General features: G+C 46.9%; 16 protein-coding genes. 9 read left to right on the forward strand and 7 right to left on the reverse strand.

The window, feature by feature from the left end:
* Positions 1-16: 16 nt before the first annotated feature.
* The 3 genes from LCY76_RS21140 to LCY76_RS21150 all read right to left on the reverse strand — a co-directional run bounded on the left by LCY76_RS21140 (position 17) and on the right by LCY76_RS21150 (position 3184).
* Positions 17-829, reverse strand: coding sequence for a carbohydrate ABC transporter permease (locus tag LCY76_RS21140; protein WP_248254303.1), 813 nt, complete (start codon positions 827-829; stop codon positions 17-19).
* A 12-nt stretch (positions 830-841) separates the two neighbouring features.
* Entirely contained in the window at positions 842-1738 is an 897-nt protein-coding gene (locus LCY76_RS21145) for a carbohydrate ABC transporter permease (protein ID WP_248254745.1), read from the reverse strand.
* A 180-nt stretch (positions 1739-1918) separates the two neighbouring features.
* Complete coding sequence (locus LCY76_RS21150) at positions 1919-3184, reverse strand: sugar ABC transporter substrate-binding protein (RefSeq protein WP_248254304.1); 1266 nt, start codon at positions 3182-3184, stop codon at positions 1919-1921.
* A gap of 394 nt (positions 3185-3578) precedes the next feature.
* Between LCY76_RS21150 and LCY76_RS21155 the strand changes: the two genes are divergently transcribed.
* The 5 genes from LCY76_RS21155 to LCY76_RS21175 are packed head-to-tail and all read left to right on the forward strand — an operon-like array spanning position 3579 to position 10037.
* Entirely contained in the window at positions 3579-4772 is a 1194-nt protein-coding gene (locus LCY76_RS21155) for a ligand-binding sensor domain-containing protein (RefSeq protein ID WP_248254305.1), read from the forward strand.
* Positions 4769-5563, forward strand: a complete 795-nt coding sequence (locus LCY76_RS21160) for a hypothetical protein (protein WP_248254306.1) — start codon at positions 4769-4771, stop codon at positions 5561-5563. Before LCY76_RS21155 ends, LCY76_RS21160 begins: the two co-directional genes overlap by 4 nt.
* Positions 5564-5595: 32 nt before the next feature.
* Entirely contained in the window at positions 5596-6123 is a 528-nt protein-coding gene (locus LCY76_RS21165) for a hypothetical protein (protein WP_248254307.1), read from the forward strand.
* Positions 6060-8102 (forward strand): NHL repeat-containing protein, encoded by a 2043-nt coding sequence (locus LCY76_RS21170; RefSeq protein WP_248254308.1) that lies wholly within the window; start codon positions 6060-6062, stop codon positions 8100-8102. The genes LCY76_RS21165 and LCY76_RS21170 overlap by 64 nt, the downstream gene beginning before the upstream one ends.
* Before the next feature lie 39 nt (positions 8103-8141).
* Positions 8142-10037, forward strand: coding sequence for a glycoside hydrolase family 84 protein (locus tag LCY76_RS21175; protein WP_248254309.1), 1896 nt, complete (start codon positions 8142-8144; stop codon positions 10035-10037).
* A 56-nt stretch (positions 10038-10093) separates the two neighbouring features.
* Here the strand turns inward: LCY76_RS21175 and LCY76_RS21180 are convergent, their stop codons facing one another.
* Positions 10094-12796, reverse strand: coding sequence for a S8 family peptidase (locus LCY76_RS21180; protein WP_248254310.1), 2703 nt, complete (start codon positions 12794-12796; stop codon positions 10094-10096).
* Positions 12797-13137: 341 nt separating this feature from the next.
* On the opposite strand from LCY76_RS21180, the gene LCY76_RS21185 reads away from it, so the two are divergent.
* Complete coding sequence (locus tag LCY76_RS21185; RefSeq protein ID WP_419714963.1) at positions 13138-13887, forward strand: sulfite exporter TauE/SafE family protein; 750 nt, start codon at positions 13138-13140, stop codon at positions 13885-13887.
* Positions 13888-14248: 361 nt separating this feature from the next.
* Here LCY76_RS21185 and LCY76_RS21190 read toward each other — a convergent pair whose 3' ends face one another.
* The 3 genes from LCY76_RS21190 to fdhF form a co-directional block, all read right to left on the reverse strand.
* The gene (locus LCY76_RS21190) at positions 14249-15550 is read right to left on the reverse strand and encodes a S8 family peptidase (RefSeq protein ID WP_248254311.1); all 1302 of its coding nucleotides are present in this window, start codon (positions 15548-15550) and stop codon (positions 14249-14251) included.
* Between the two features lie 256 nt (positions 15551-15806).
* Positions 15807-16304: a helical membrane plugin domain-containing protein gene (locus LCY76_RS21195; protein WP_248254312.1), complete on the reverse strand. Its 498-nt coding sequence runs from the start codon at positions 16302-16304 to the stop codon at positions 15807-15809.
* Complete coding sequence (fdhF, locus tag LCY76_RS21200) at positions 16297-19242, reverse strand: formate dehydrogenase subunit alpha (protein WP_248254313.1); 2946 nt, start codon at positions 19240-19242, stop codon at positions 16297-16299. Before fdhF ends, LCY76_RS21195 begins: the two co-directional genes overlap by 8 nt.
* A 585-nt stretch (positions 19243-19827) precedes the next feature.
* Here fdhF and coxB point away from each other — a divergent pair.
* The 3 genes from coxB to LCY76_RS21215 are packed head-to-tail and all read left to right on the forward strand — an operon-like array spanning position 19828 to position 23409.
* Entirely contained in the window at positions 19828-20823 is a 996-nt protein-coding gene (gene coxB, locus LCY76_RS21205) for a cytochrome c oxidase subunit II (protein ID WP_248254314.1), read from the forward strand.
* Between the two features lie 27 nt (positions 20824-20850).
* The gene (locus LCY76_RS21210; RefSeq protein WP_248254315.1) at positions 20851-22803 is read left to right on the forward strand and encodes a cytochrome c oxidase subunit I; all 1953 of its coding nucleotides are present in this window, start codon (positions 20851-20853) and stop codon (positions 22801-22803) included.
* Entirely contained in the window at positions 22804-23409 is a 606-nt protein-coding gene (locus tag LCY76_RS21215) for a cytochrome c oxidase subunit 3 (protein ID WP_248254316.1), read from the forward strand.
* Positions 23410-23423: the final 14 nt, after the last annotated feature.

Below are 23423 nucleotides of genomic sequence, written 5' to 3' on the forward strand. Positions count from 1 at the left end.
ACCATCCTCTGAAAGTTTACTTTAGACCGGACAACGCGATCCCTTTTACAAAATAGCGCTGGAAGAAGAGAAATATGATAAAGGTTGGAATAAAGGATAGGACAGAGCCTGCCATTTCCACCCCGAAGTTTCCTTCCTTCGTTAAAAGAGAAGCAAGTCCTACGGTTACAGGAAACATATCTTCACTCGTTGTAAAAATGAGCGGTGTCAACAGATCGTTCCAATTGGAGATAAAAGCAAACGTACCCACCGTTGCAATGACCGGTTTGGACATTGGAAGCATGATTTTAAAGAAGACCGTAAAATCATTTGCCCCATCCATGTGGGCAGCCTCTTCCAAATCTTTAGGCAGCGTCTGCATATACTGCCTGACAAAGAACACACCGAGAATTCCCCAGATTTCCGGTACAATCAGCGGCATATACGTATTGATCCAGCCAAAATCGCTGAACATGATATATCTTGGGATAATAAGAAGCTGGCTCGGCAGCATGATGACGGCCATCATGATCCAAAAAATCACCTCTTTAAACGGAAACTCTTTTTTGGCAAAGATATACCCGAGTACAGCGGCGAAAAACATTTGCGAGAATACGGGTATGATCGTAATGATCAAAGAGTTTATGATCCATTTCATAAACTTGGCGTTCACCACGATATAAAGAAAGTTTGATAGAGAAAATTTCTCTTCGGTAATCCATAAAAAAGGGTTTCCGCTCGGGACTTTCATCGGGAGGAAGGATCCGCAAAGCATAATGAGAAAAGGAGCGATAAAAAGAATCCCAAAAACCGCCAGGGGAACATAGGTCCACTTTGATACTTTGTTCATGATGCACCTCCTTTATTTGTAGTTCACTTCTTTTCCTAAAACCTTCTTTTGGATCAAAGAGATTCCAAATACGATAAAGAACAGGATGTAAGCAAGAACACTGGCATACCCTAAACGCAAGGAGGTGAACCCCTCCTGATAGAGGTAATAGACGATCGTCGTGGTAGAGAAGTTCGGTCCCCCGCTCGTTAATAGAAAAGCAGAGTCAAAGATTTGGAAGGAACCGATGGTCGTGATGATCGCGACATAAAAATGGATCGGCATCAATAGCGGAAAGGTAATTTTCCAGAAGATATTCCACTTGGAGGCACCATCGATCTTCGCCGCCTCATAGTACTCATCTGGTACGGATTGGAGACCCGCATAATAATAGATCATCGTACTCCCGCACACTTTAAACACACTCAGTCCCGCCAGAACCATCATGGCCTGCAGCGAGTCTGATAGAAACAGCTGCGGTTCGATCCCAAACAACCCCAGAAAAGAGTTAATAAAGCCGCTCTCCGTTCCTTTGAACAGCCAAGCCCAGATTCCCGAGATCACCACAAACGAGGTGACAACCGGCAAAAAGAAGATGCCCTTGAAAAAGCCGGTTCCCTTCTTGCCTGTATTGATCAACAGCGCTAAACACAAGCCCAGCGCCATAGTGGGCACAATATAATAAAGTGAAAAAAGAATGGTGTTCCATATGGCTTTCCAGGCGATTTCATCAGATAAAAAATAAATCCAGTTCTTTAAGCCGATAAATTGCGGATCACCAATGATCGGCCAGTCAGTAAACGTAATATACAGACTGAACAGAATTGGAAACAGTTGGAAAATCGCAAAATGAACAAGGATGGGAACTAAAAAAATATAGATCATCGCATGTTTGTTCCAATGCTTTTTCATTCTAAACGCCCGGCTCATCTGCGGGGCAGCCGGTTTCGGAGCCGGTTTTCTGATTGCCAAGTTCGTTTCTCCCATTTCCTCGCCTCCTATAATAGAAAAGCGCAAGCGCCTTGCTTAAGTCCGACAAGCGCTGGAGCTAGACATCGCTTCCTCGAATAAAAAGGATGGGGGAGGCTTACTCCCCCTACCTTTCAAACGTTATTTATCCATCTCTGCCTGGATGGCTTTTGCTGCACCATCAGCTGCCTGCTTTGGCGTTTTCTTGCCTTGCATCATTTCTTGAAGCTTCGCCTGAATCTGAGGCATCACCGACCGGGACACTGGATGAATGACTCCCGGTTTTGCATATTGCGCGTATTCCGTTAAAATCTTCATATCTTTGTCCCCATCATAGATGGAAGCTGCCGATTTTCTTGGCGGTACATACTTTGTCAGCTTATTGAAAGCTTCAAGGCTTTCGGTGCTTGTCATCGACTTTACAAGCTGTGCAGAAAGTTGTTTGTTCTTCGAGTTTCCGGATACAACGAACATCCCGGTCGTTCCAAAGGTCGCTGTTTTCGCCTCTTTGAGCGGCGATCCGATCGCATAGTCTTTAAAGCCTTTTTCCTTCATTGTTGCCAATGATGCACCCGTTCCCCAGTAAGCCAGCATTTTTCCTTCCAAAAAGAGCGGAAGATGATCTACCGTGTTGATAGAGTCTTTCGGAATCATTTTTTTCTGATACCAATTATTGACGAGCTCAAAGCCTTTTACGGCATCCGGTTTATTGATGGCTATTTTTCCGTCTTTCGTGATCACTTCTCCGCCTGCTTGCCATACATAAGGGTACAGTGTTGCATTTGGCGTGTTGCCGCCTTCATAATTTCGGGCGTAATACCCTTTTTTCACTGCTTTTTCAGCCAGAGTATTAAATTCATCCCATGTTTGCGGCAGCTTATTCGGATCTCCGCCAAGCTCTTTTAGAATTTTTGTATTATAAAAGTAGGTTTGCACCTCTTTTAGAAGAGGAAGACCGTACATTTTGTCCTTATACGTAACCGCTTCCAAAGACGTTTGATCAAAATCTTCTTTATTGTAGTCACCCAGCAGATCATCCAGCGGTGCAAGGACACCTTTATCCGCAAATTGCGCCATCATGTCCGGAATTAGGTAAAAGACATCTGGTCCCTGCTTGGCTGCCATTGCTGTGAGAATCTTTTGTTCCCGGTTCGCCCAAGGAATTTCCTCAAACTTTACGGTAACGTTTGGGTACTCCTTTTTAAACCTTTCTCCCATCCCCTTGAATACTTCATTCTGCTTGCCTTTCAGTTCATCACTGACGTAAGGGTGAATCCAGACCGTAAGTGTAGCTTTTTGTTTCTTGTCCGTGCTGCCTCCCGATGCTGCCTCTTCGTTTGAACAGGCCGTAAAAGCAAAAAGTAAAAAGCATAAAAGAACAATGACCCCGCTTTTCCTCCAGAACATCTCAACATCCTCCCTTTTTCTTCTGGTTCATAACTGGTACTCGAGTTCAGAATAAGGGACGACATTGCAAGTGTCAATCTATTCTGTATTTTTAGACAATTTAAGGACATAGATAAATATCCGGCAGTTCTTTCAGAAGAATAAGCAGCCTTTGATTTCTCGACATATTAAAGACATTGCCTGCCGGAGATTGAAAATAAGCTTAAATCCCTTGCTCCATCAGCTTTTTTCGGCCAAAAGACATTCATTCATTTTTTTCTAACGAATGACTTGACTGAATTTTCTAAAATTATTATTGGAGGACAGAATAGTTTTATGTATGATTAATAACGAACCAGATATGACCCAACAAGTTGACTGCGGTGTTTAATTTTATGTAAGGAGGTATGCTCATTTGAACAAGTGGTGCAAAGGAATCGTCTCCTGTTTTTTGCTGGCTGGCCTGCTGGCCGCTTCCTTTTCCATCCGGGCGGAAGCAGCCGGCAAGACAGAAAATCTTGGAACTGCTCATTACAACATCGGTATTCTCTCCAGTGCTTACGGTAAAGGACCAAACGGAAAACAGGCAGTCTATGCTGCAGCAAATGGAGATCCTGCTGTGCTGAATATTATTAATCCTGTAAACGGAGAAATAATCGCAAACCATGCGTTGGACGGAGCCCCTTCAGCCTGGGGAATGGTCATTGATCCTAAAGGCAAGGTCTATATTGCCGGCGGGGCAAACTTGTACCGTTATGATCCAAAAACAGATGCCGTCACCAACCTGGGAAGGCCGATCGCTTCTGAAACGTCTCTGTGGCGGCTGCAAACCGATCAGAAGGGCCGTATCTATGGGGGCACTTATCCGAACGGCAAGGTCTTCATGTACAATCCAAAAACGAATACGTTCAGAGACTATGGGCAGGTGGCTAAAGACCAGGGCTATACGCGAAGCATTGCTGTTTCAGGAAGGTATGTCTATGCAGGAACAGGTGTCAAGAAGGCCCAGCTCATACAGCTTGATCCTGGAACCGGTAAAAAACAGAGCATCCCGCTCCCTGAACCGTATACGAATCAGCAGGACGTGTACGACATTGATGCTGTCCGCCACATGCTGTTCGTCAGGGTCACTCCCGCTAACACTCTGCTGGTCTATGACTTGAAGCAGAAAAAATGGGTGGATGAAATAGAAAATGCAAAAGGCTCCAAAGTCTCCTCCCCTGATGCCAAAGGCCTTGTCTATTTCAATATTGGAGATGAACTGTATTCCTACCGTTTGAAGGACAAAAAACTGGCAGCGACTGGATACAAGGAAAGCTGGAGCAATAAAGGCTTCGGTTGGGTGAACCTGGACGAACAAGGTTTTAAAGGAAAAAGCCTGATCAGCATGCGCTACAACGGAAGCTACTGGATCTTCAATCCGCAAACCGGAAAATCCAAGAGTATCGATTCTCAAATCGAAGGACAGCCCATCCCCATCCAATCGATTGGGAGAGGACCTGACGGAAACATCTATACGAGTGGTTATTTAACCGGGGCTTCTCCAAGTATTCAGTGGATGATCATGAGTTTACTAGATTCAAAGGCTTCGGTCAGGCAGAGAACATGATTTCAACAGACAGCTACCTCTATCTCGGTGTATATACGGGCGGAGTAATCTATCAATATGACCCCACTAAACCATACGACCATGACCCCGTTAATGTTCCAAAATCAACGAATCCGCGCGCTCTTTTTTCCTTAAAAAATGAAGGACAGGACCGTCCTTTTGGCTTTGCAAAAGGAGATGGAAAAGTCTTTATCGGCACCGTCCCTGACTATGGAAAACTTGGAGGGGCATTAACCGTCCTGGACGAAGCATCCGAAAAATATGAAGTTCACAGAAACATCGTCAACAACCAGAGTGTCATCTCCCTCTCGTATAAAGACGGCCTCGTTTACGGAGGCACCAGTGTATCCGGCGGACTTGGTGTTACGCCTGCCGAATCAGAAGCAAAACTATTTGCATTTGACCCCAAAACCAGTGAAAAGCTGTTTGAAATCACACCACTTCCCGGTGAAAAAGCAATCAGCGCATTGGCATTTGACCAAGAAGGTTATCTGTGGGGCATGAGTCCGGGGAAAATTTTTAAATTTGATCCGCAGACCCAGAAGGTACTAGCGTCCAAGGAGTTATTTCCGTTCAGCTGGGACGGCTTCGGCCATTATTGGCGAGGAGCTTTCTTGGACCTGGATCCTGACGGCTGTTTTTATGGAACCACGCTCGGAAAGCTGTTTAAATTCGATCCCCGAACGTGGGAAACTGAAATTCTCGAAAGTGATGCCTCACTCTTTGCCAAAGATAAGAATGGAACTTTTTACTTTGCAAGAGGCACAGATTTGTATCGCTATACCCGATAAACGGTTAACGAACAACAAGGAGGAGAATTCTGTTGAAAAAATGGTTATCGTTCGGTTTATGCTTGGTTATTTTATGCTTTGCCAGTTTTGGATTCGGCCAGCAGGCTCTAGCTAAAAGTTCAGGAAAATTGGAAAAAACCTACTTTGGGGAGCCACAAAAGCTGACAGCGCCGCTGAATCAGGCGATCTCCATTTTTAATGGGGCAGTCGGCACTGAAGACGGGCACCGCGTCATGTATACGACGACCAAAGGATTTCCCGCCAAATTGAATGTGCTGGATATTGAAGATTACAAATTGTTAAGAGTTATCGATCTCGAAGACTCTGAAAACTCATGGGCCCATGAAGTCACTCCAAACGGCGATCTGTATGTGGCTACTGAAGGCGGCGGAGCAAAATTATGGAAATATTCTCCTTCAACCAAACAGGCGAAGCTTGTCTATAAATTCCCGGGGAATCTTTTGCCTTTTCTATCACGTCCAATGCAGAGGGCCAGGTGTTCGTCGGTACGTATCCCGGGGGCAAAGTTTTCAAATATGACCCGCTTACCTCTAAGGTAACCGACTACGGTCGAATGATTGGAGCTGTTTCCCAGGAATATATCCGGTCACTCGCCGTGATCGGCGACAACATTTATTCCGGCACAGGACACGGACAGATCGTGCGCTACAACATGAAGACGGGAGAAAAAGAAGATATCGCCAAATCCATTAATGAACCCGGGCATATCTATGACCTTGAAAAAGTGGATGACCGCTATCTCTTCGCACGATTCGAGCTTTCAAGCAACGGCTACATCTACGACACCCAGGAAAAGAAATGGCTGGACGTAACGGTACCAAACGTCCGCGGGCTGCATGTGGAAGAGCAATCGCTCAACAACAAGATCTACTTTATGTCCACTGATAACAAACTGCGAACGGTCGACCTGTCCACTTTAAAAATTGAAGACACCGGGATTGAATATGAAAGCGGTTTCCGAGGGGTGGACTGGGTGGAGTTTAATACTCCCGAGCTTCCCGGAAAAAGCCTGGTTACCATTAACTTCAGCGGGTATGTAACGATCATCAATCTTGAGACGAAAAAAGTGACAAGGCTGCCCTCTCTTGTTCAGTCCACTCCTACCGTGATGCAAGCCATTGAAAAAGGTCCCGATGGAAATTTCTACATCAGCGGCATGCAGACGGCCAAAGGTGCTCAATATAATCCCGTCACAGGAAAAGTGACTTCTTTCAACTTAGGCCAGGCAGACAGCATGGCTCCTTTGGGAGATAAGATGCTGATGGGAGTATATCCTTCAGGAGACATCCGGGCTTATGATCCGGCACTCCCGCCATCTGACACGAACCCGGAAAAATTATTTGTTCTCGGAGAGTCTCAAAACAGAATCAAAACGATCTCATCAGGCGGAGGAAAAGCTTTCATCGGCAGCATTCCATTTTACGGCGAGCTTGGCGGGGCACTGACCGTCTATGACCCGCAGGCTGAAGGTGAAAAATACAAAGTGTTCCGGAATGTCGTTCAAGACCAAAGTGTAGTGGGCCTTGCTTATAAAGACGGAAAGGTTTACGGCTCGACTTCCATTACTGGCGGCCTTGGCGCAGATCCTACCGCCGAAGAAGCGAAGATCTTTGTCTGGGATGTAAAAAACGAAAAGAAAATAAGTGAAATCTCACTGAACGTCGAGGGAATTGAAAAGCCTAATCTCATTGGAGAACTGTCCATCGGTCCCGACGGGCTTTTATGGGGAGCGGTCAAAAATGCCATATTCGCTCTTGATCCAGAGACCTTAAACGTCGTAAAAAGCAAGAAGATTTATCCAGATGGCGTCCTTCCTGCAGACGCTTGGGGATCCATCGATCTCAAATGGTCAAATGGCCTGCTGTATGCCGATTTTACAGGTGGAAATCTGACAGCCATCGATCCGAAGACACTCGACAGCAAGAAAATTACCAATGCCTATTCCTTTTCCATCGGTGATGACGGAGATATCTACTATTCTCTTGGCTCCAACCGCACCCTGCTCTATAAGATTGAAGTAGATCCAATTTCAAAAATAAAACCTATTCATATTACGAACAGCAGTTTTGAGATGCCGCTCATGAACGGCACCGTCCCAGGCTGGACATCGATGTTTGCAGCCGATTCTGAAGTTCAGTACAGCCTTTCCGGCGAACAGTACAGCAAAGGCATACAAAGCCTGAAGCTCGTGGATGCTTCTCACAAAAAATCAGTCGCCCTCATGAGTACTCCGGTTAAAGTCAACCCTGGGGATGTCCTGAAAGCAGAGACCCGGCTTTATTTAAAAGAAGGCCTTTCAAGCCTGATGCTTCGCTATTTTGACAGTAATGGAAAAGAGATCTCCTCCACGCCCGTTCATACTGAAGCCGGATACAACAGCTGGCAGCCGGTCACCATCACGGCAAAGGCTCCAGAGCGGGCCACTTCTGCAAAAGTTCTTGCTTATTCAACAGCATACGCGACAACAACTTCTTACTACGATAACGTCAAGCTTTCCAAATTAATCTTAAAGAAATAGGACGAAGAGTAAATTTACCATGTAAAGGAGCGGCTCAGCATGCCAAATAAAATGCCGGAGAACTATAGGGAATCCATCCGTGTTTCCCCTGTGCCTCAATCCATAGAAATAAGAGACGATGGTTTTCCATTGACTCCGATCGTTTGGCTGGTAACCGAAGCCAAAACACCTGCTTCTGCTATGCGGGAAGTAGAGAAAGCTCTCTATCATGCCGGAGTCAAAGAGATTGAAATACGGTCAAATTTCCGTGAAATAGAGGCTGCCATGGTTCCTGTCGTCATCTACCTTGGAGAACTTGCTGAAGATGAAGCTGCTTCTAAAGCACTGGTTGGTCTCCACGTCGATCCGCATAAGAATCTTCAGGCGGAAGGGTATGTGATCGCATCCGGAACTTCGCCTGCAGGGACGAACCAGATTATTCTGGCAGGTGTGGATGAAGCAGGAACCTTTTATGCAGCCCAGACGTTCAGACAGCTCCTCACCATAGAAAATAAAGCGGCATGGATGCCGTCAGTCATCATCCATGATTGGCCATCCATGCCGATTCGGGGAGCTATCGAGGGTTTTTATGGCCCTCCCTGGTCCCATCAGGACAGATTGAGCCAGCTTACTTTTTACAGTGAACATAAGATGAACGCCTATATATACGCTCCTAAGGATGATCCGTACCATCGTGAAAAATGGCGGGACCCCTATCCTGAAAGTAAGATGGATGAGATCCGGGAGCTCGTTGATACTGCCAAAAGAAACCACATCACCTTCACCTTTGCCATCTCACCAGGAAATACGATTGCTTTTTCAAATGATGCTGATTTTCAAGACTTGCTGAACAAGGCACAAGCGGTATGGGACATCGGGGTACGCTCGTTTGCACTCTATCTTGATGATATTGATCCCGCGCTTCGTTCATCACAGGACCAGGAAACGTTTGGCGGTGATCAGCATCCTCCTGCCGCTGCCCAGGCTTTTCTATTGAACCGTTTTAATGATGAATTTATTAAGAAACACCCGGAGGCTTTACCTTTGATTACAGTACCTACGGAATATCATGAAGAAAATACTTCTCCTTATCGGGAACGGTTTGCCGGGCTCGTCCAGCATGATATTATCGTACAGTGGACAGGAATCGGTATCGTTGCTCCGGTCATTCCAGCGAAAGATGCCCGTTATATCCATGGGATCTTTCAGCATCCGCTGTTGATCTGGGATAACTATCCCGTTAATGATATTGACCGCAACCGTCTATTCCTGGCTCCGTTATATGGAAGAGAAGCAGAGTTATGTAAAGAAGAATCCATAATTGGCATCACCGCCAATCCCATGAACGAGGCAGAAGCTTCCAAGATTCCTTTGTTCACGATTGCAGACTATATGTGGAACGCATTAAACTATCAACCAGATCATTCTTTGGAGAGAAGCGTCAAGGAATTTGCCGGTAAAGCTTCAGACGCATTGAAGCTTTTCGTTGAAAGCTGTTATGCTACCATCCTTAACAACCATGCAGAACCGCTTTCTATTCGTTTACAGCTTTTAATGGATAATTTCTGGAGGGCTAAAGAAACGGAGTCAATGAAAACAGGTGGAGACCCTCTTTTACAGCAGTTTTATGCGATGAAAGAAGCACCTTCCCAGTTGAAAAGAAAACTTGAGAATCAAAATTTCCTTAAGGAGACTGAGCCCTATCTTTTAAAGCTTGCCTTGTACGGAGCAGCTGGCGAAGCCGCCGTACGAATGCTTTTAATGGAAGAAGCACGTAATGCCAACGAGGCACAAGCGCAACGCAATATACTGGAAGGCTTAATGGAAAAAATAAAAAATATTCCTCAAAAATTAAGCATCAGTGTCATGGATCCCTTTCTCCACCGCGCTTTATTCGGACCTGATTTCCCCCAAAATTCCGCTATGGGGGACTCAGCCTCTGAAACTCTTTCTTAAACATCAAAAAACCCCTGTTCGGCCACCAGGCAGAACAGGGGGTTTTCATGTTTTTGTTACTTCACTGTCACTTTCACGGCTTTGCTTTCGCGTTTAGCGGCATCCGTCACGGTTACGGAAAGGACAGTGCCTTTCTTTTGTTTCTTGATGCTGGCTTTGAAGGTTCCTTTTGCGCTTACTTTTGCAGAAGAGATGACCTTTTGGGCTTTGTCTTTCACTTTAATCGTTCCGTTGGCTACTGCTTTGCCCGTTACTGCGGTGGATTTCGTCGTTACTTTATCCACTTTTGGCATATCAGGAGCCGGAGCTTTTCCTACCACTGCTTTCAGGGCTGTTTTTTCAGACCCTGAAGCGTTGGAAATCTCAACGTGGAGCACTTGGCCTGCTTTTTGAACCGGAATTTTAACGGCATATGTTCCTAAGGCGGGTACCGTTGTTATTCCAAGCACTTTCTTGCCGTTCTTCACGGTAACTTTAGAGCCTTTCGCTGCGATACCTGAAAGGGTGTTCAGATTATCAAGAACCGGGTTCACTTTTGCGTTGAGTTTAACCGCACTAAGTGCACTGAATGCATCCAGTCTTCCCCATCCTGATGCTTCATCATAGCCTGGAACCGGTTTTGGTCCTTCTTCATATTGGTCATCCGGCTTATCGACTTCACCAAAGGCAATGTCATCCGCACTCTGTGTTAGAACTCTTTCAATATCTTTTGCTTTTAAGCGCGGGTTCTCAGACAGCAAGAGCCCTGCAACCGCTGCAACGTGCGGTGTGGCCATGGACGTTCCTGACATATACGTGACGTTTCCGTTTGGCACAAGACTTGGGATATTGGAGCCCGGTGCTACGAGATCAAGTCCTTTGCCATAGTTGGAATAGTCGCCCACAACATCCATATCATTTGTTGCGCCAACACCGATCGCGTATTTCGAAGAACCTGGATAGCCGACCATGGAATCGCCGTCGTTTCCAGTCGCTGCAACAATGGTCGCACCTTTGTCAGAAGCATATTTCATCGCATATTCAAGCACACGGCTGTATTCGCCGCCAAGGCTAAGGTTGATGACCTTTGCCCCTTTATCTGCCGCGTATTTAATTCCCTTTGCGATCTGTTCGGTATCCCCGGAGCCAGAAGCGTCAAGAACTTTAACCGGAAGAATTTGTGCGTTCTGATTGATTCCTGCCATGGAGTAGCCATTGTCTGCGGCTGCAGCGATGATGCCGGACACGTGAGTACCATGGCCCATATCATCCAACGGAGCCTCACCAGATGTGACAAAATTTTTCCCGAGGTCAACACGTACTTTGTCTTTCAAATCAGCGAGGGTATAATCTACCCCGGTATCAACAACCGCGATCAGTGAGCTGTTCAGGTTTGATTGATCCGCGAGCTTTTTCATCGGTTCAAAATTGATGTCTGCTCCTGCAGCACCTTCATTTTTCCCTGTATTCTTCAGTGACCATTGATCGTTGTACTGAACATCATTGGACATGGAGTGATAATGCTGAACAGGTTCAACAAATTCTACGCCCGGCAGCTTTGCAAGCTTTTCCGCTGCTGCTTTTACTGACGCTGCTCCACTTTTTGATGTGGCGCTGTATTTGCCTGAATCATCTGCTCCATCCACGTGCACCACGTACATGCTGCCAAGAATTTTATCTTCGGATTTGAATGCCGATTTTGCAGCTGATTCGATGCCATAGGTTTGAAGCTTGTTGTTTATTGACTTGCTGGTATAGCCGTCTTTCATTTTAACAATAAGTTTGCTGGACATTTCTTTCGTGCTTTGCGGAACGAGTTCTGCTTTTCCTAAAAGATCAGAAAGTCTCTCGCCTGCAAGCGAAGAAACGCCTACCTGCTTCCCGATTTTTTCGATATCGTCCTTATAAGCATCAGGTGAGGCTTTCAGCACAATATCATAAAGTTCCTTGATCGAGTTCTGGTCTTTGCTGGAGAGGACATACGTGCTTTGTGCACCGTTCTCTGCCAGTTCATTAAATAAAGGTTTTAGAGCGACAAGATTGTTGAACACATCTTGGCGAAGATCCTTGCTGAACACCATCTTTCCTACGAGGAATGGTGCGGTATTGTAATAGAGGGAGGAAAGAGATCTGCCTTCCTCAGTCTTTGACAGCAAGCCGTCCCGCAGCTGGCGAAGCTGAGTTAAAAGCTCTTTTCCAGATTTCTGCTGGCCGGCACTCATTTCTACCGGGCATTCTTCTTCCCCAGCTGACTCAACGGATGGCGGAAGTTTTTCGCCTTTATAGCCGAGCGTGTAATTTGCTTTTTTCGGCTCAGCAGAAGCCGGCGGATCCTCAGGTGTTTCGGTATCTTCACCGAGGTATTCCACCTTTATGTAATAAGGTCCCTGCCATGCATACGGCACGTCCAGTTTTACCGGTTTATCAGGTGTTTCGGTCGTTGTAAAGCCGCGATACATGCTAAATGTTTCATCATTTCCTGCTTTTTCAATGCTTGGATATACGGAAATGTTTAAATTTGCATCACTAGTTAATGAGATTCGCATATGAGAATCTTTTTGAATATCCTCTTGATTCGGTGTAATCTTGTACCATTGTGTTTGTTCAGGCTGGTCGAACGTTCCATCCACCGTTTGATCCTTCTCGAGCGGTGCCGCTTTTTCAAGGGACGAGCCGCCTTCTGCCTTCGCTACACGTGCTGCCGCTGGTGAAAACATGCCTGCGATCAGTGCAAATACGAGCAATAAGGCCGTCATACTCGATGTCTTTCTCATTCTCATTCCGATGCCTCCTTGGGTTATGGTCAAAAAAAGAAAAGAGCCTGTTTCGCCCATAACGCTATTTAAACACATTCAGCAGATTAATAGGTAAAATCTTCTAAAATTAACAGAAAAACATTCTATCGGCCTACTTAAACGGCTTCAGTTGCCGTAAAACGGTAATTATTTCCTACTCTGTTACCAAAACTAGCAAACCATATTTTTTATAAAAATTTACATTCTCGTCATTGAGGATCCGCTCAGTCCCCTTTCATTGATTTTTATAGGAAAATTTGCTTTAGTTAAATAAAGAATCATAACAAGAATGACGGAAGATCCGCCAAAGAAAGGAAACGATCCTCTTGTTTATTACGTTAACCATGCTCGTCATCGGACTGATCTGCGGTTTTGTCGGCGTCGGCGGAGCAGGTTTTATCATCGCTATACTGGTACTTTTTCATATTCCCATCCATACAGCGCTCGGCACATCGCTCGCCGCCATGGCCTTTACAACCCTGTCAGGAGCCTACAGCCATTTGAGGGAAGGAAACATATCGCTCAAGGCCGGCGTTTGGACGGGCGGATTTGGAGCCATCGCTGCGTTCTTCGGTTCCAAGCTGTCCTCTCTCATTCCCAGTGAACATCTGCATTATTTGACAGCTGGCATGCTGTTCCTGTCAGCAATCTTATTTATTTTGCGTTTCTTTATGATGAAGGGCAAAGTGGAGGAAGTCATCGATGAAACGCTGGGCTACCCTACCTTGCTGGTAAAAGCGCTTCTGCTCGGTATGACAACCGGGCTTTTATCCGGAGCGTTCGGTATCGGTTCTGCCCCGTTCATTCAGATCGGGCTCATGCTGCTGTTCGGCCTGTCCATCCGCCAATCGATCGGAACAACGATGCTCGTTATTCTGCCGATCGCGGCTGGCGGCGGGTTTGGGTACATTATGGAAGGCTATCTTGATTTAATGCTGCTGTTTCAGGTGCTGGCCGGTACGATGGCTGGTGCTTACCTTGGCGCCAAACTGACGAAATTTGCTCCGAAACCCGTGCTGAAGACTGCGATGGTTGCCACACCGGTGGTCGCTGCGCTGCTGATTTTGTTTGAGTAGAGATTATGGGGAAATGGAGTGCCGAAGAGGGCTTTTCTGAAGTATTTTGCTTCAGTTAAGCCCTCTATTTTCATTTGATCGCGTAAAAAGCTGGTTGAGCGGGAAGTTTTCGAGGGCGAGAGCTGAGTTTCGATCTGAGAATGGGTCCTCCAAGCGTTTTATTTTCAAAAAATCAGCTTTATGTTCAAAAAACATACTTTTTTATTCAAAAATCCGAGTTTATGTTCAAAAACCGCCTTTTTATTTTCAATTTGTTGATACGCGACACATTTCGACGAGTTTTGACACATTCATTTCCGCAACATCCACCACCCAACCCCACAAAAAGAGGCGGCCCTCAAGGAACCCCCTCTTTCTTCTTCTATATTAACTTGCTGACATCGAGATACCCTTTTCCTTGCGTATTTCCCGGCAATCTCCAGTCTTCAGCGCTATTAAGCAGCTTTTCTTTTACTTCGTCAGGCGTCAGTTCCGGATTTTGCTGAAGAACGAGCGCTGCCACACCCGCACAGATCGGTGTTGCCATGGAAGTGCCGGAAAGTGAGAAGTAATTCTCGGCTACACGGCTGCTCTTAGATACCTTGTCCAAGTAAGAACCCGGCGAACGCAGTGAAACAATATTGACGCCCGGTGTTAGAAGGTCTGGCTTTGTTAGTCCGTCAATCGTAGGACCTCTGCTGGAAAAATTGGCAGGAATATCATCCGTGCGTTCAATCGTATTTTGATCGTCCATCGCGCCGACCGTAATGACTTTCGGGCTGATTCCTGGACTGGAAATCGTTTTTTCATCTGGTCCTTCGTTGCCGGCAGCGATACAGACAACGATCCCTTGTTTCCAGGCTTCCTCTACTATTTTTACAACAGGATCTTCAGCAGCCGGCTGAGTCGCCTGGCTTCCAAGCGACATGGAGATAATTTTAATTCCATACTTCTCTTTATTATCAATGCACCATTGCACACCCGCAATAACGGTGGACAATGAACCAGAGCCCGTCTTATTCAGCACTTTTACGCCTACAATGTTCGCTTCCGGCGCAGGGCCTTTGTATTTTCCATCCGACAAGTAGCCGTTTCCTGCTGCATCCCCTGCACAGTGTGTACCATGCCCGTTATCATCGTAGGTTTCTGTTTTCTGGTTTACTAAATCCTTAAAAGCTGCAATACGGTCTTTCAGATCGGCGTGAGGATAGACCCCAGTATCCACTACCGCAATCGTGACATCCTTTCCGGTGACTCCAGATGAGTTCAGGACATCCGACCGAATGGAGGGTGAAGCCTTGTCCAGCAAAGCTTTTACTTCGCGGTCATGGTGTATTTTCTTAATATGAGTGCAATTATTTAAAAGTTCCTCCATCACATTGGCCGTTAAAGTCGCAGCGCAAAAAGGAATACTTGTGAACTGATGATGGACGGCACACTTACGATGGCCTGAAACCGTCTGATGAACTTGTTCCAGCCCTAAAGAGCATGCGTCACCCTCTTCATAAAACTCAATAATCACCGGCAGTTTATTTCTCTTTTTCAATCGATTTTCTAGCATGCTATGAAGAAAACAGGGAACTTTTTGAAACGGCCGATATAAATTTACGAGCTGTAAACGCATTGACCGGTCCAGCTTATCCGCATGCTGGCGAACCATTTTTATCATAGAAAAACCCAACACCGTTTTTCCCCCTTTGTTTAGAAGTTGTACTATTCTATGAAAACTGCCAGAAAGGGAAACGGTGTTTGTCCATGCTTTTACTAGATTGTCGAAAATGATAGAATCGCCCTTATGTAAGTAGAGCGCCGGACGGGACTTTGTCCCATCCATCCGCTCAGCGGTGATGACGAGCCCTCGAGGGTTCATCTCAGCAACAGTATGAATTTCAATAAAAAGGACAGCTCCTTGGAAGAGCTGCCTCAATTATGCTTGTTATCTACTTTTTAGAGGGGGCCTTATCCTTCGGCCCGTGCCCGAGCCCGCGCAGGATCTGCAGGAGGATGTAGATCCCGCGGCTGATCTCAGGATCCCGGAGCGCTTTGATCAATCCGAAGAACCCTACATTTTTGACAACCGGCACTTCTGTTCCTTCTTCCTTTTCCTTCCTCGTATACCGGGCTGTGAGGTGGTCGATGCCTTCAAGATCCAGCATGCCTAGCAATTCTATTAATCGGGTGGCATTATGCAAGATGGTAGAATTCGGTTTTTGATTGGCTTCATACGCAATGTTCCCCATGATGTGCTGCTGTTGGGAGATCATCGCGTTCAGCATGGACATTTTGCCGGTCTCATGCAGCAAAGAGGAGAACCGGATCGTCTCCAGCATCGCCTCCTTGTTGTCCGACAAGGCATCCAGCAGTTCGTTCAGATTGTCTTCTCTTATTTTTTCCTTGGGTATCTCCATGCGTTTGATTTCCTTGATCCGCTCAGCCATCTTGTCTAACCTCCCTGCTTCCAGGATAAATATAGTCACTTCGGTCCCACTTCTTCTGGACGTTCACGCCCGGCTGCGGATTGCGGTGCCCGCGTCTGTAATTGAACAGAGGCAGCGGCGAATCGCCTTTCTTCTCCAGCACTTCGACTTTTGCCGGAATCTCTTTATAAGCCGGGGTGTTCGTATCTTTATCCGTATCATTGTTCGTTAAATAGTTGATCGCGCTCTTTCCGTTGTCATTCAGCGGAAGGTACATCTCGTTTCCGAAAACTTCCGGTGACACATGAACCCGGGCGACTGTTTCACCAGAAGGGTTTTCCATCCGGATGGTCGAGCCTTCTTCCATTCCGTATTTTTCAGCGGCTTCTTCGGATACAGCGATCCATGAGTTCGGCACTTTCTTTCGGATGCCTTCTGTATGATAGGTCATGTTGCCTTCATGAAAGTGCTCCAGGATCCGGCCGTTATTGATATGAAAGTTATGTTCTTCCGTCGTACGGTAATGGTGGGCGAATTCCAACGGATACAATTTCGCTTTTCCGTCGTCTGTATGAAACTCCTCTGTATAAAGAAGCGGTGTATCTTTTCCATCCTCGCTGACCGGCCATTGCAGACTCTTGAACCCTTCGAGGCGCTCATAGCTCACACCGGCAAACATCGGAACAAGGCTTGCTGCTTCTGCCATGATGTCGGCGGGCGAAGTGTAGCTCCAGTCAAAACCCATGCGTCTCGCGATTTCACTGTAAATTTCCCAGTCCGGCTTCGACTCGCCAAGCGGGCTTAACGCCGGATACAGACGCTGAATTCTTCGTTCGGTATTGGTGAACGTCCCTTCTTTTTCAAGGCTTGGAGAAGCCGGCAGCACCACATCCGCATATTGGGCGGTGTTTGTTAAAAACAAATCCTGTACGATGAAAAAGTCCAGCTTCTTGAACGCACTGGTCACATAGTTGATATTGGAATCCACGACACCCATATCCTCGCCCGTCACGTAGAGGGCTTTGAGCTTGCCGTCATGGATGCCCTGTACCATCTCATGGTTGTCCATGCCTTTTTCTCTTGGCAGGTTGACTCCCCATGCTTTTTCAAACTTCGCAATCACTTTATCATCCGTTACCTTCTGATAACCCGGGAGTGTGTCAGGCATGCTTCCAAAATCACTCGCACCCTGTACATTGTTGTGGCCGCGCAGCGGATAGGCTCCTGTCCCCGGACGGCCATAGTTGCCCGTCACGAGCAAGAGATTGGAGATGGCAGTCGATGTATCTGAACCGATCTGGTGCTGTGTCACGCCCATCGCCCAGCAGATGCAAGTCCTGTCCGAATCACGGATCGCTTCTGCCGTTTGGATCAGAACCTCTTTAGAGATCCCGGTGATCTCTTCCGCCATTCCGAGTGTAAAGGGCTGCAGACTTTCTAAGTAATCCGCATAACCGTTCACTTTTCCAGATAAAAATTCTTTATCATGCCATCCCTGATCAATGATGTATTTTGTGACCGCAGAAAGCCATACGAGGTCTGTCCCTGGATTTGGATGAATGTACAGATCCGCCCTCTCAGCCATCTCATGTTTGCGAAGATCGGCTACGATCAATTTTTGCCCAAACAGCTTATGGGCACGTTTGATTTTTGAAGCGAGAACAGGATGGGCTTCTGCTGTATTGGAACCAACAATGATGACAAGTTCCGCGTTCTCCAGGTCTTCCATGGAACCGGCGTCGCCTCCATAGCCGACGGTCCGCTGCAGCCCCATCGTAGCAGGAGACTGGCAGTAGCGGGAGCAGTTGTCGATGTTATTCGTGCCGATGACCTGGCGGGCCAGCTTTTGAATCAGGTAGGATTCCTCATTCGTCGCTTTGGAAGAAGCGATGAACGCCAGTGAATCAGGACCATGCTTTTCTTTAATCTCCTTGAATTTCTCGGTGATGAGGCTGATCGCCTCCTCCCACTCGACTTCTTTAAAATACTCACCGTCACGGACGAGCGGACGGATCAGGCGGGCCTCACTGTTGATGTGGCCCCAGCCGAATTTCCCTTTGATGCAGGAGGAGATGCCATTGGCCGGTGCTTCCTCTACCGGTTCGATCTTCAGGATTTCCCGGTCTTTCGTCCATACTTCAAAACTGCATCCAACCCCGCAGTACGTACAAACGGTCTTCGTTTTTTCGATCCGGTCTTCCCTCATTTTCGCTTCAGAGTCTGAAACAGCGAACAGCGGGCCAAAACCGGTCTCCGCCTCCTTCGTCACTTCAATCATGGAACGGAGGTAATCCGGGCGGATGTCCGTCAGAAAACCGGCCTGTCCCTGCATGCTGTTCTCCATAAGGGCATTGCACGGACAGACCGTGACACATTGCCCGCAGCTGACACAGGACGATTCTTCAATCGGTACATTGTCATCCCAAATGACCCTCGGCTGCATGAGGTCCCAGTCGATCGAAAGGGTTTCATTCACCTCAACGGTCTGGCACACCTCCACACATCTTCCGCAAAGGATGCACTGATCCGGGTCATACCGGTAAAACTGGCCGTGGTCAATATCGTATTGCTTCGGTTTAAACTCTTTGATCTGATGCTCGAGGCCCATATCTTTGACCGTGTTATGAAGCGTGCAGTCGCCATTATTGTTATCACAGACCGTACAATACAGTTCATGATTTTCAAGGATATTATCCATCGCCTTGAACTGAGCTTCTTTCACCTCTGGCGTGCTCGTGCGAATGTCCATCCCTTCTTCCAAAAACGTCCCGCAGCCTCTTTTTACCTCGCCGTTTACAAGAACGGCACACGTATCGCACGTTTCGATGCTTCCCAGGCTTTCGTGGTAGCAGACGTGAGGAATTTCAATATTCTTATCAAGCAGGAGCTGAAGAACCGTCTGTCCTTGATCTGCCTGGTACTGATCTCCGTTTACAATGACTGAAAACTCTTTTTTCATGAAGCTCCTCCTTTTTTGTATAGCTTATGTGGCTTTTGAGAGCAGTGGATTTCCGTTTTGGGTAGCTCGCTTTCCGCGGGGCGTGCGGTAAGCCCCACGGCGCAAGCGCCTTTGGGTCTTACCTGTCACGCTCGTCCCGCTGGAGTCTCGCACCCTTCACTACAATCCACTTGGCATTGAAGACTATCAAAAAATTGTTTTCGTAAGTACATTTTTGTTCCTGAAAACAGTGAATCACTGTTTCGGGATGATCGCTTTTTACAGGGTTACAAAACTTTTATCATGAAATTATAAAATGTAAATAACTAACCTAGTGAATTAAATTGCAGTAAATGCAAAGGAAAATGATAAGCCAGATGGTTCACCTCACTCTTCCCGGATTGGTTAGTCTGCACCTATCCTTGTTTCATTTCCCTCATTAACGAACGCGATAAACTATTTAAACGTAAAATTTATGATAATTAACGTTAATGTGAGAGTTTAACGTTTTATTCTAAGCAAAGAGGGGATTAAAACATAAAAGTCCGTTTACATATGGGCAGCTGCATCTAAAACCCCGCCTCCATTCAGCTGAAAGGAGTACCTATGAAAAAAAATTTGTATTTGTTCAGCAGTTTCTGCCTTCTTTTTATATCCGGCTGTTCCTCGATCGATGTGCTGAATCCGAAAGGAAGCCAGGGTAACGAACAGCTCTCCTTAATTAAACTGAGCATCTATATTATGATGCTCGTTATTTTCGTCGTTGTCGTGCTCTTCATCTGGTTCGTTTATAAGTACAGAGCAAGGCCGGGGTACCAGCCTTCCACCCACCAGGAAAACCGCAATAAAAAGCTGGAGATCACGTGGACTGTGCTTCCGTTCATCCTCCTGTTCATTCTTGCCGTTCCAATGGTAAAGAGTGTGTTTGGAGAAGCTCAGAAAGATCGTTCCGAAGCTATGAAAATAAAGGTGACAGCGAGTGAATTCTGGTGGAAATTCGAGTATCCGGCAGAGGGTATCGTGACCTCTCAGGAGCTGCATCTTCCCAAAGGCAAACGAGTGGTTCTTGAGCTTCATTCCAAGGATGTCATCCATTCCATCTGGGTGCCGCAGCTTGGCGGCAAGCAGGACCTCATTCCCGGACGTACGAACCGGCTCGCCCTCACACCCGAAAAATCCGGCATCTTTCAGGGGAAATGTGCGGAATTTTGCGGAACCGGACATTCTTACATGCGGTTTACCGTTAAAGTGGACAGCAAACAGGATTATGAAAAGTGGCTGAGCTCCATGAAAAAAGATCAAAACAGCAGCCAATCGCTCAGTGCGGACGAATCAGAGGGCCAAAAGCTTTTTGAAAAGAACTGTTTAAGCTGTCATGCGACAAGCGGATTAACTGCCGCTGACAAAAAAGGTCCGAACCTGGCTGACTTTGGCAACCGGGATCACATAGCAGGAGTCCTAAAGAATACTCCGCCTAATGTAAAAGAATGGCTGAAGGATCCTGAAAAAGTAAAACCCGGTTCACATATGCCGAAACGTGAAGGACTTAGCGAACATGACTACACAGCTCTTTCTCATTACCTGCAGACACTCAAAAAATGAGTCATCCAGTAACGAAGGGGGTCCAACATGTCGATACCGTTTTTCAACACACACATCAAACTTGCTTCTGATATAATAGCGGCTAACCTTTCGATCATTGTCATGATGATCGCAGCACTTATTTTTCTTACCGTCGCGAAAAAATGGAAATCCCTTTGGATGCTGATCAGTACGACCGATCATCGCAAAATCGGGATCTTTTATATCGCTTTTGGATTTCTATTTTTCCTGCGCGCCGGCCTTGATGCGATGCTCATGCGAACTCAGCTCGCTTTTCCGGACTTTCATTTCTGGGTCTTTCACGGCGAAAAGTACAATCAAGTCATGACAACCCACGGTACGCTCATGATCTTTTTTGTCGCCATGCCTTTCCTGATCGGTCTGATGAACATCGCTGTTCCACTGCAGATCGGGACACGGGATATGGCGTTCCCTTTCTTTAATTCCCTAAGCATGTGGCTGTTCGTAATTGGCGGTGTGCTCATTAATATGAGCTTTGTTTTGGGCGGTGCCCCTTCCGCCGGCTGGACTTCGTATGTCCCCCTTGCCGTGGATAAGGATATCGCCGGAAACGGAACAGCCTTTTATGCAATGGGCCTGCAGGTATCGGGAATTGGAACGATCATGACGGCCATCAATTTCATCGTCACAATCTTGAAGAACAGGGCACCCGGCATGGGCTTCATGAAGATTCCTCTGTTCACGTGGTCCGCTCTCATTACCTCGACTCTCATTCTTTTGGCTTTTCCCGCATTAAGCGCCGCCCTGATCATTCTTATTTTTGATAATCAGTTCGGAACTCAAGCTTATGACGGAGGAAACGGAAGCCCTGTACTTTGGCAGCACTTGTTCTGGGCGTTCGGCCACCCGGAGGTCTATATTGTCATTCTGCCGGCATTCGGTATTTTTTCAGAGGTGATCGCCACCTTTTCTTCCAAACGAATCTTCGGCTATTCCTCCATGGTCTTATCCATGCTCGTCATCGGCTTTTTAAGCTTTATGGTCTGGATTCATCACATGTTTACGGTAGGGCTTGGACCGCTCGCCAATGTCGTGTTTGGGATCACCTCCATGCTGATCGCCGTGCCAACAGGAATTAAAATCTTTAACTGGCTTTTCACATTGCGGGGCGGCTCCATCCGCTTTTCGACGGCCATGCTGTTTTCTCTCGCCTTCATTCCATCCTTTGTGATTGGGGGCGTAACCGGGGTCATGCAGGCGGTCGTTCCTGCCGATTACCAATATCATGATTCCTATTTTGTTGTCGCCCATCTTCATTACGTCATGATCGCAGGTACGATATTCGGGGCCTTTTCAGGCTTTTATTATTGGTGGCCCAAGATGTTCGGCTATATATTGGACGAGAAGATCGGGAAATGGCAGGCGTGGACGTTTATCATCGGCTTTCATGTCACCTTCTTTCCGATGCACATTTCAGGCTTGAAGGGCATGCCGAGAAGAACCTTTACCTACCTGCCCGAAGATGGCTTGTTTGAGCTCAACTTCATCAGCACGATGGGCGCCTACTTGATGGGCATCAGTGTTCTGCTGTTTGCCTGGAATCTCTTCTTCAGCTACCGAAAGAAAGAGAAAAGTGGTGTGGCTGATCCATGGAACGGCCGGACGCTGGAGTGGGCGGTTTCCTCGCCTTCCTCCCACATGCGCTGGCCTCGAGCCCCTCTCATCCGGGATCTTGAAGCCTTCTGGCATGAAAAAGAACGGGGAGACGGCACGCTGATTCCTTCTACGAAAGAAGAGAGCCAAATCTTTGTAGAGAAACCGACCATCCTGCCTGTCCTTCTCGGCGGCGGATTTTTCACCCTTTCGTTCGGACTCATTTTTGAAGTTCTGTGGATCGCGGTCATTGGAGCGGTGGGAATTCTCTTGCTGATGGGCTGGCGGTCGATCTCTTTTGAGCGGAACATCAAGCTGTACACAAGCAAACAGCTGGAGAACGCCATCCGAAAGGAGGAAGGATAAATGGGTATGGAGACGACGGTTCAGGAGACGGCGGAAGGTGTGGTTGAACATCAATCTCAAAGAAAAACAGCAATGTTTCTTTTTATCTGTGCGGAAGCCGTTATCTTCGGCTGTTTGTTTGCAACCTATTTTGTCATGCTGCATCACCAGGGTAACGGGCCGGGTCCCAGTGAATTCTTTCACTTTAAAAAAATCATTCTTCCAACTGTCCTGCTCCTGTCCAGCAGTCTGACCTGGTACTTTGCCAATGAAACACTAAGGATGAAGGAAAGGGGAAAAGCGATGGTGTTTGCTGCGGCTACAGCCGGGCTCGCTCTTGGTTTTCTTAGTTTAGAAGTGATGGAGTTTCTGCAGAATGCAAGTGACGGAAACACACTGTCCCGAAGTCCATTCGTGTCCTCTTACTATCTGCTGGTCGGACTGCACGGCTGCCACGTCCTGTTCGGGGTCTTGTGGATGGGTCTTCTGATGATGCATGTGAAGACAAAAGGCGAAACCGAAGCGAACCGAGGCCGCTTTGCTTCGTTTGGCATCTACTGGCACTTCGTCGATTCCGTTTGGGTGTTTATTTTCATTCTGCTTTATGGTCTAGGGGAGTTTTTGTGAGAAAAAGCCCGGCC

Origin of the sequence: Fictibacillus marinisediminis, assembly GCF_023149135.1 — a bacterium.
Classification (GTDB): domain Bacteria; phylum Bacillota; class Bacilli; order Bacillales; family Fictibacillaceae; genus Fictibacillus_C; species Fictibacillus_C marinisediminis.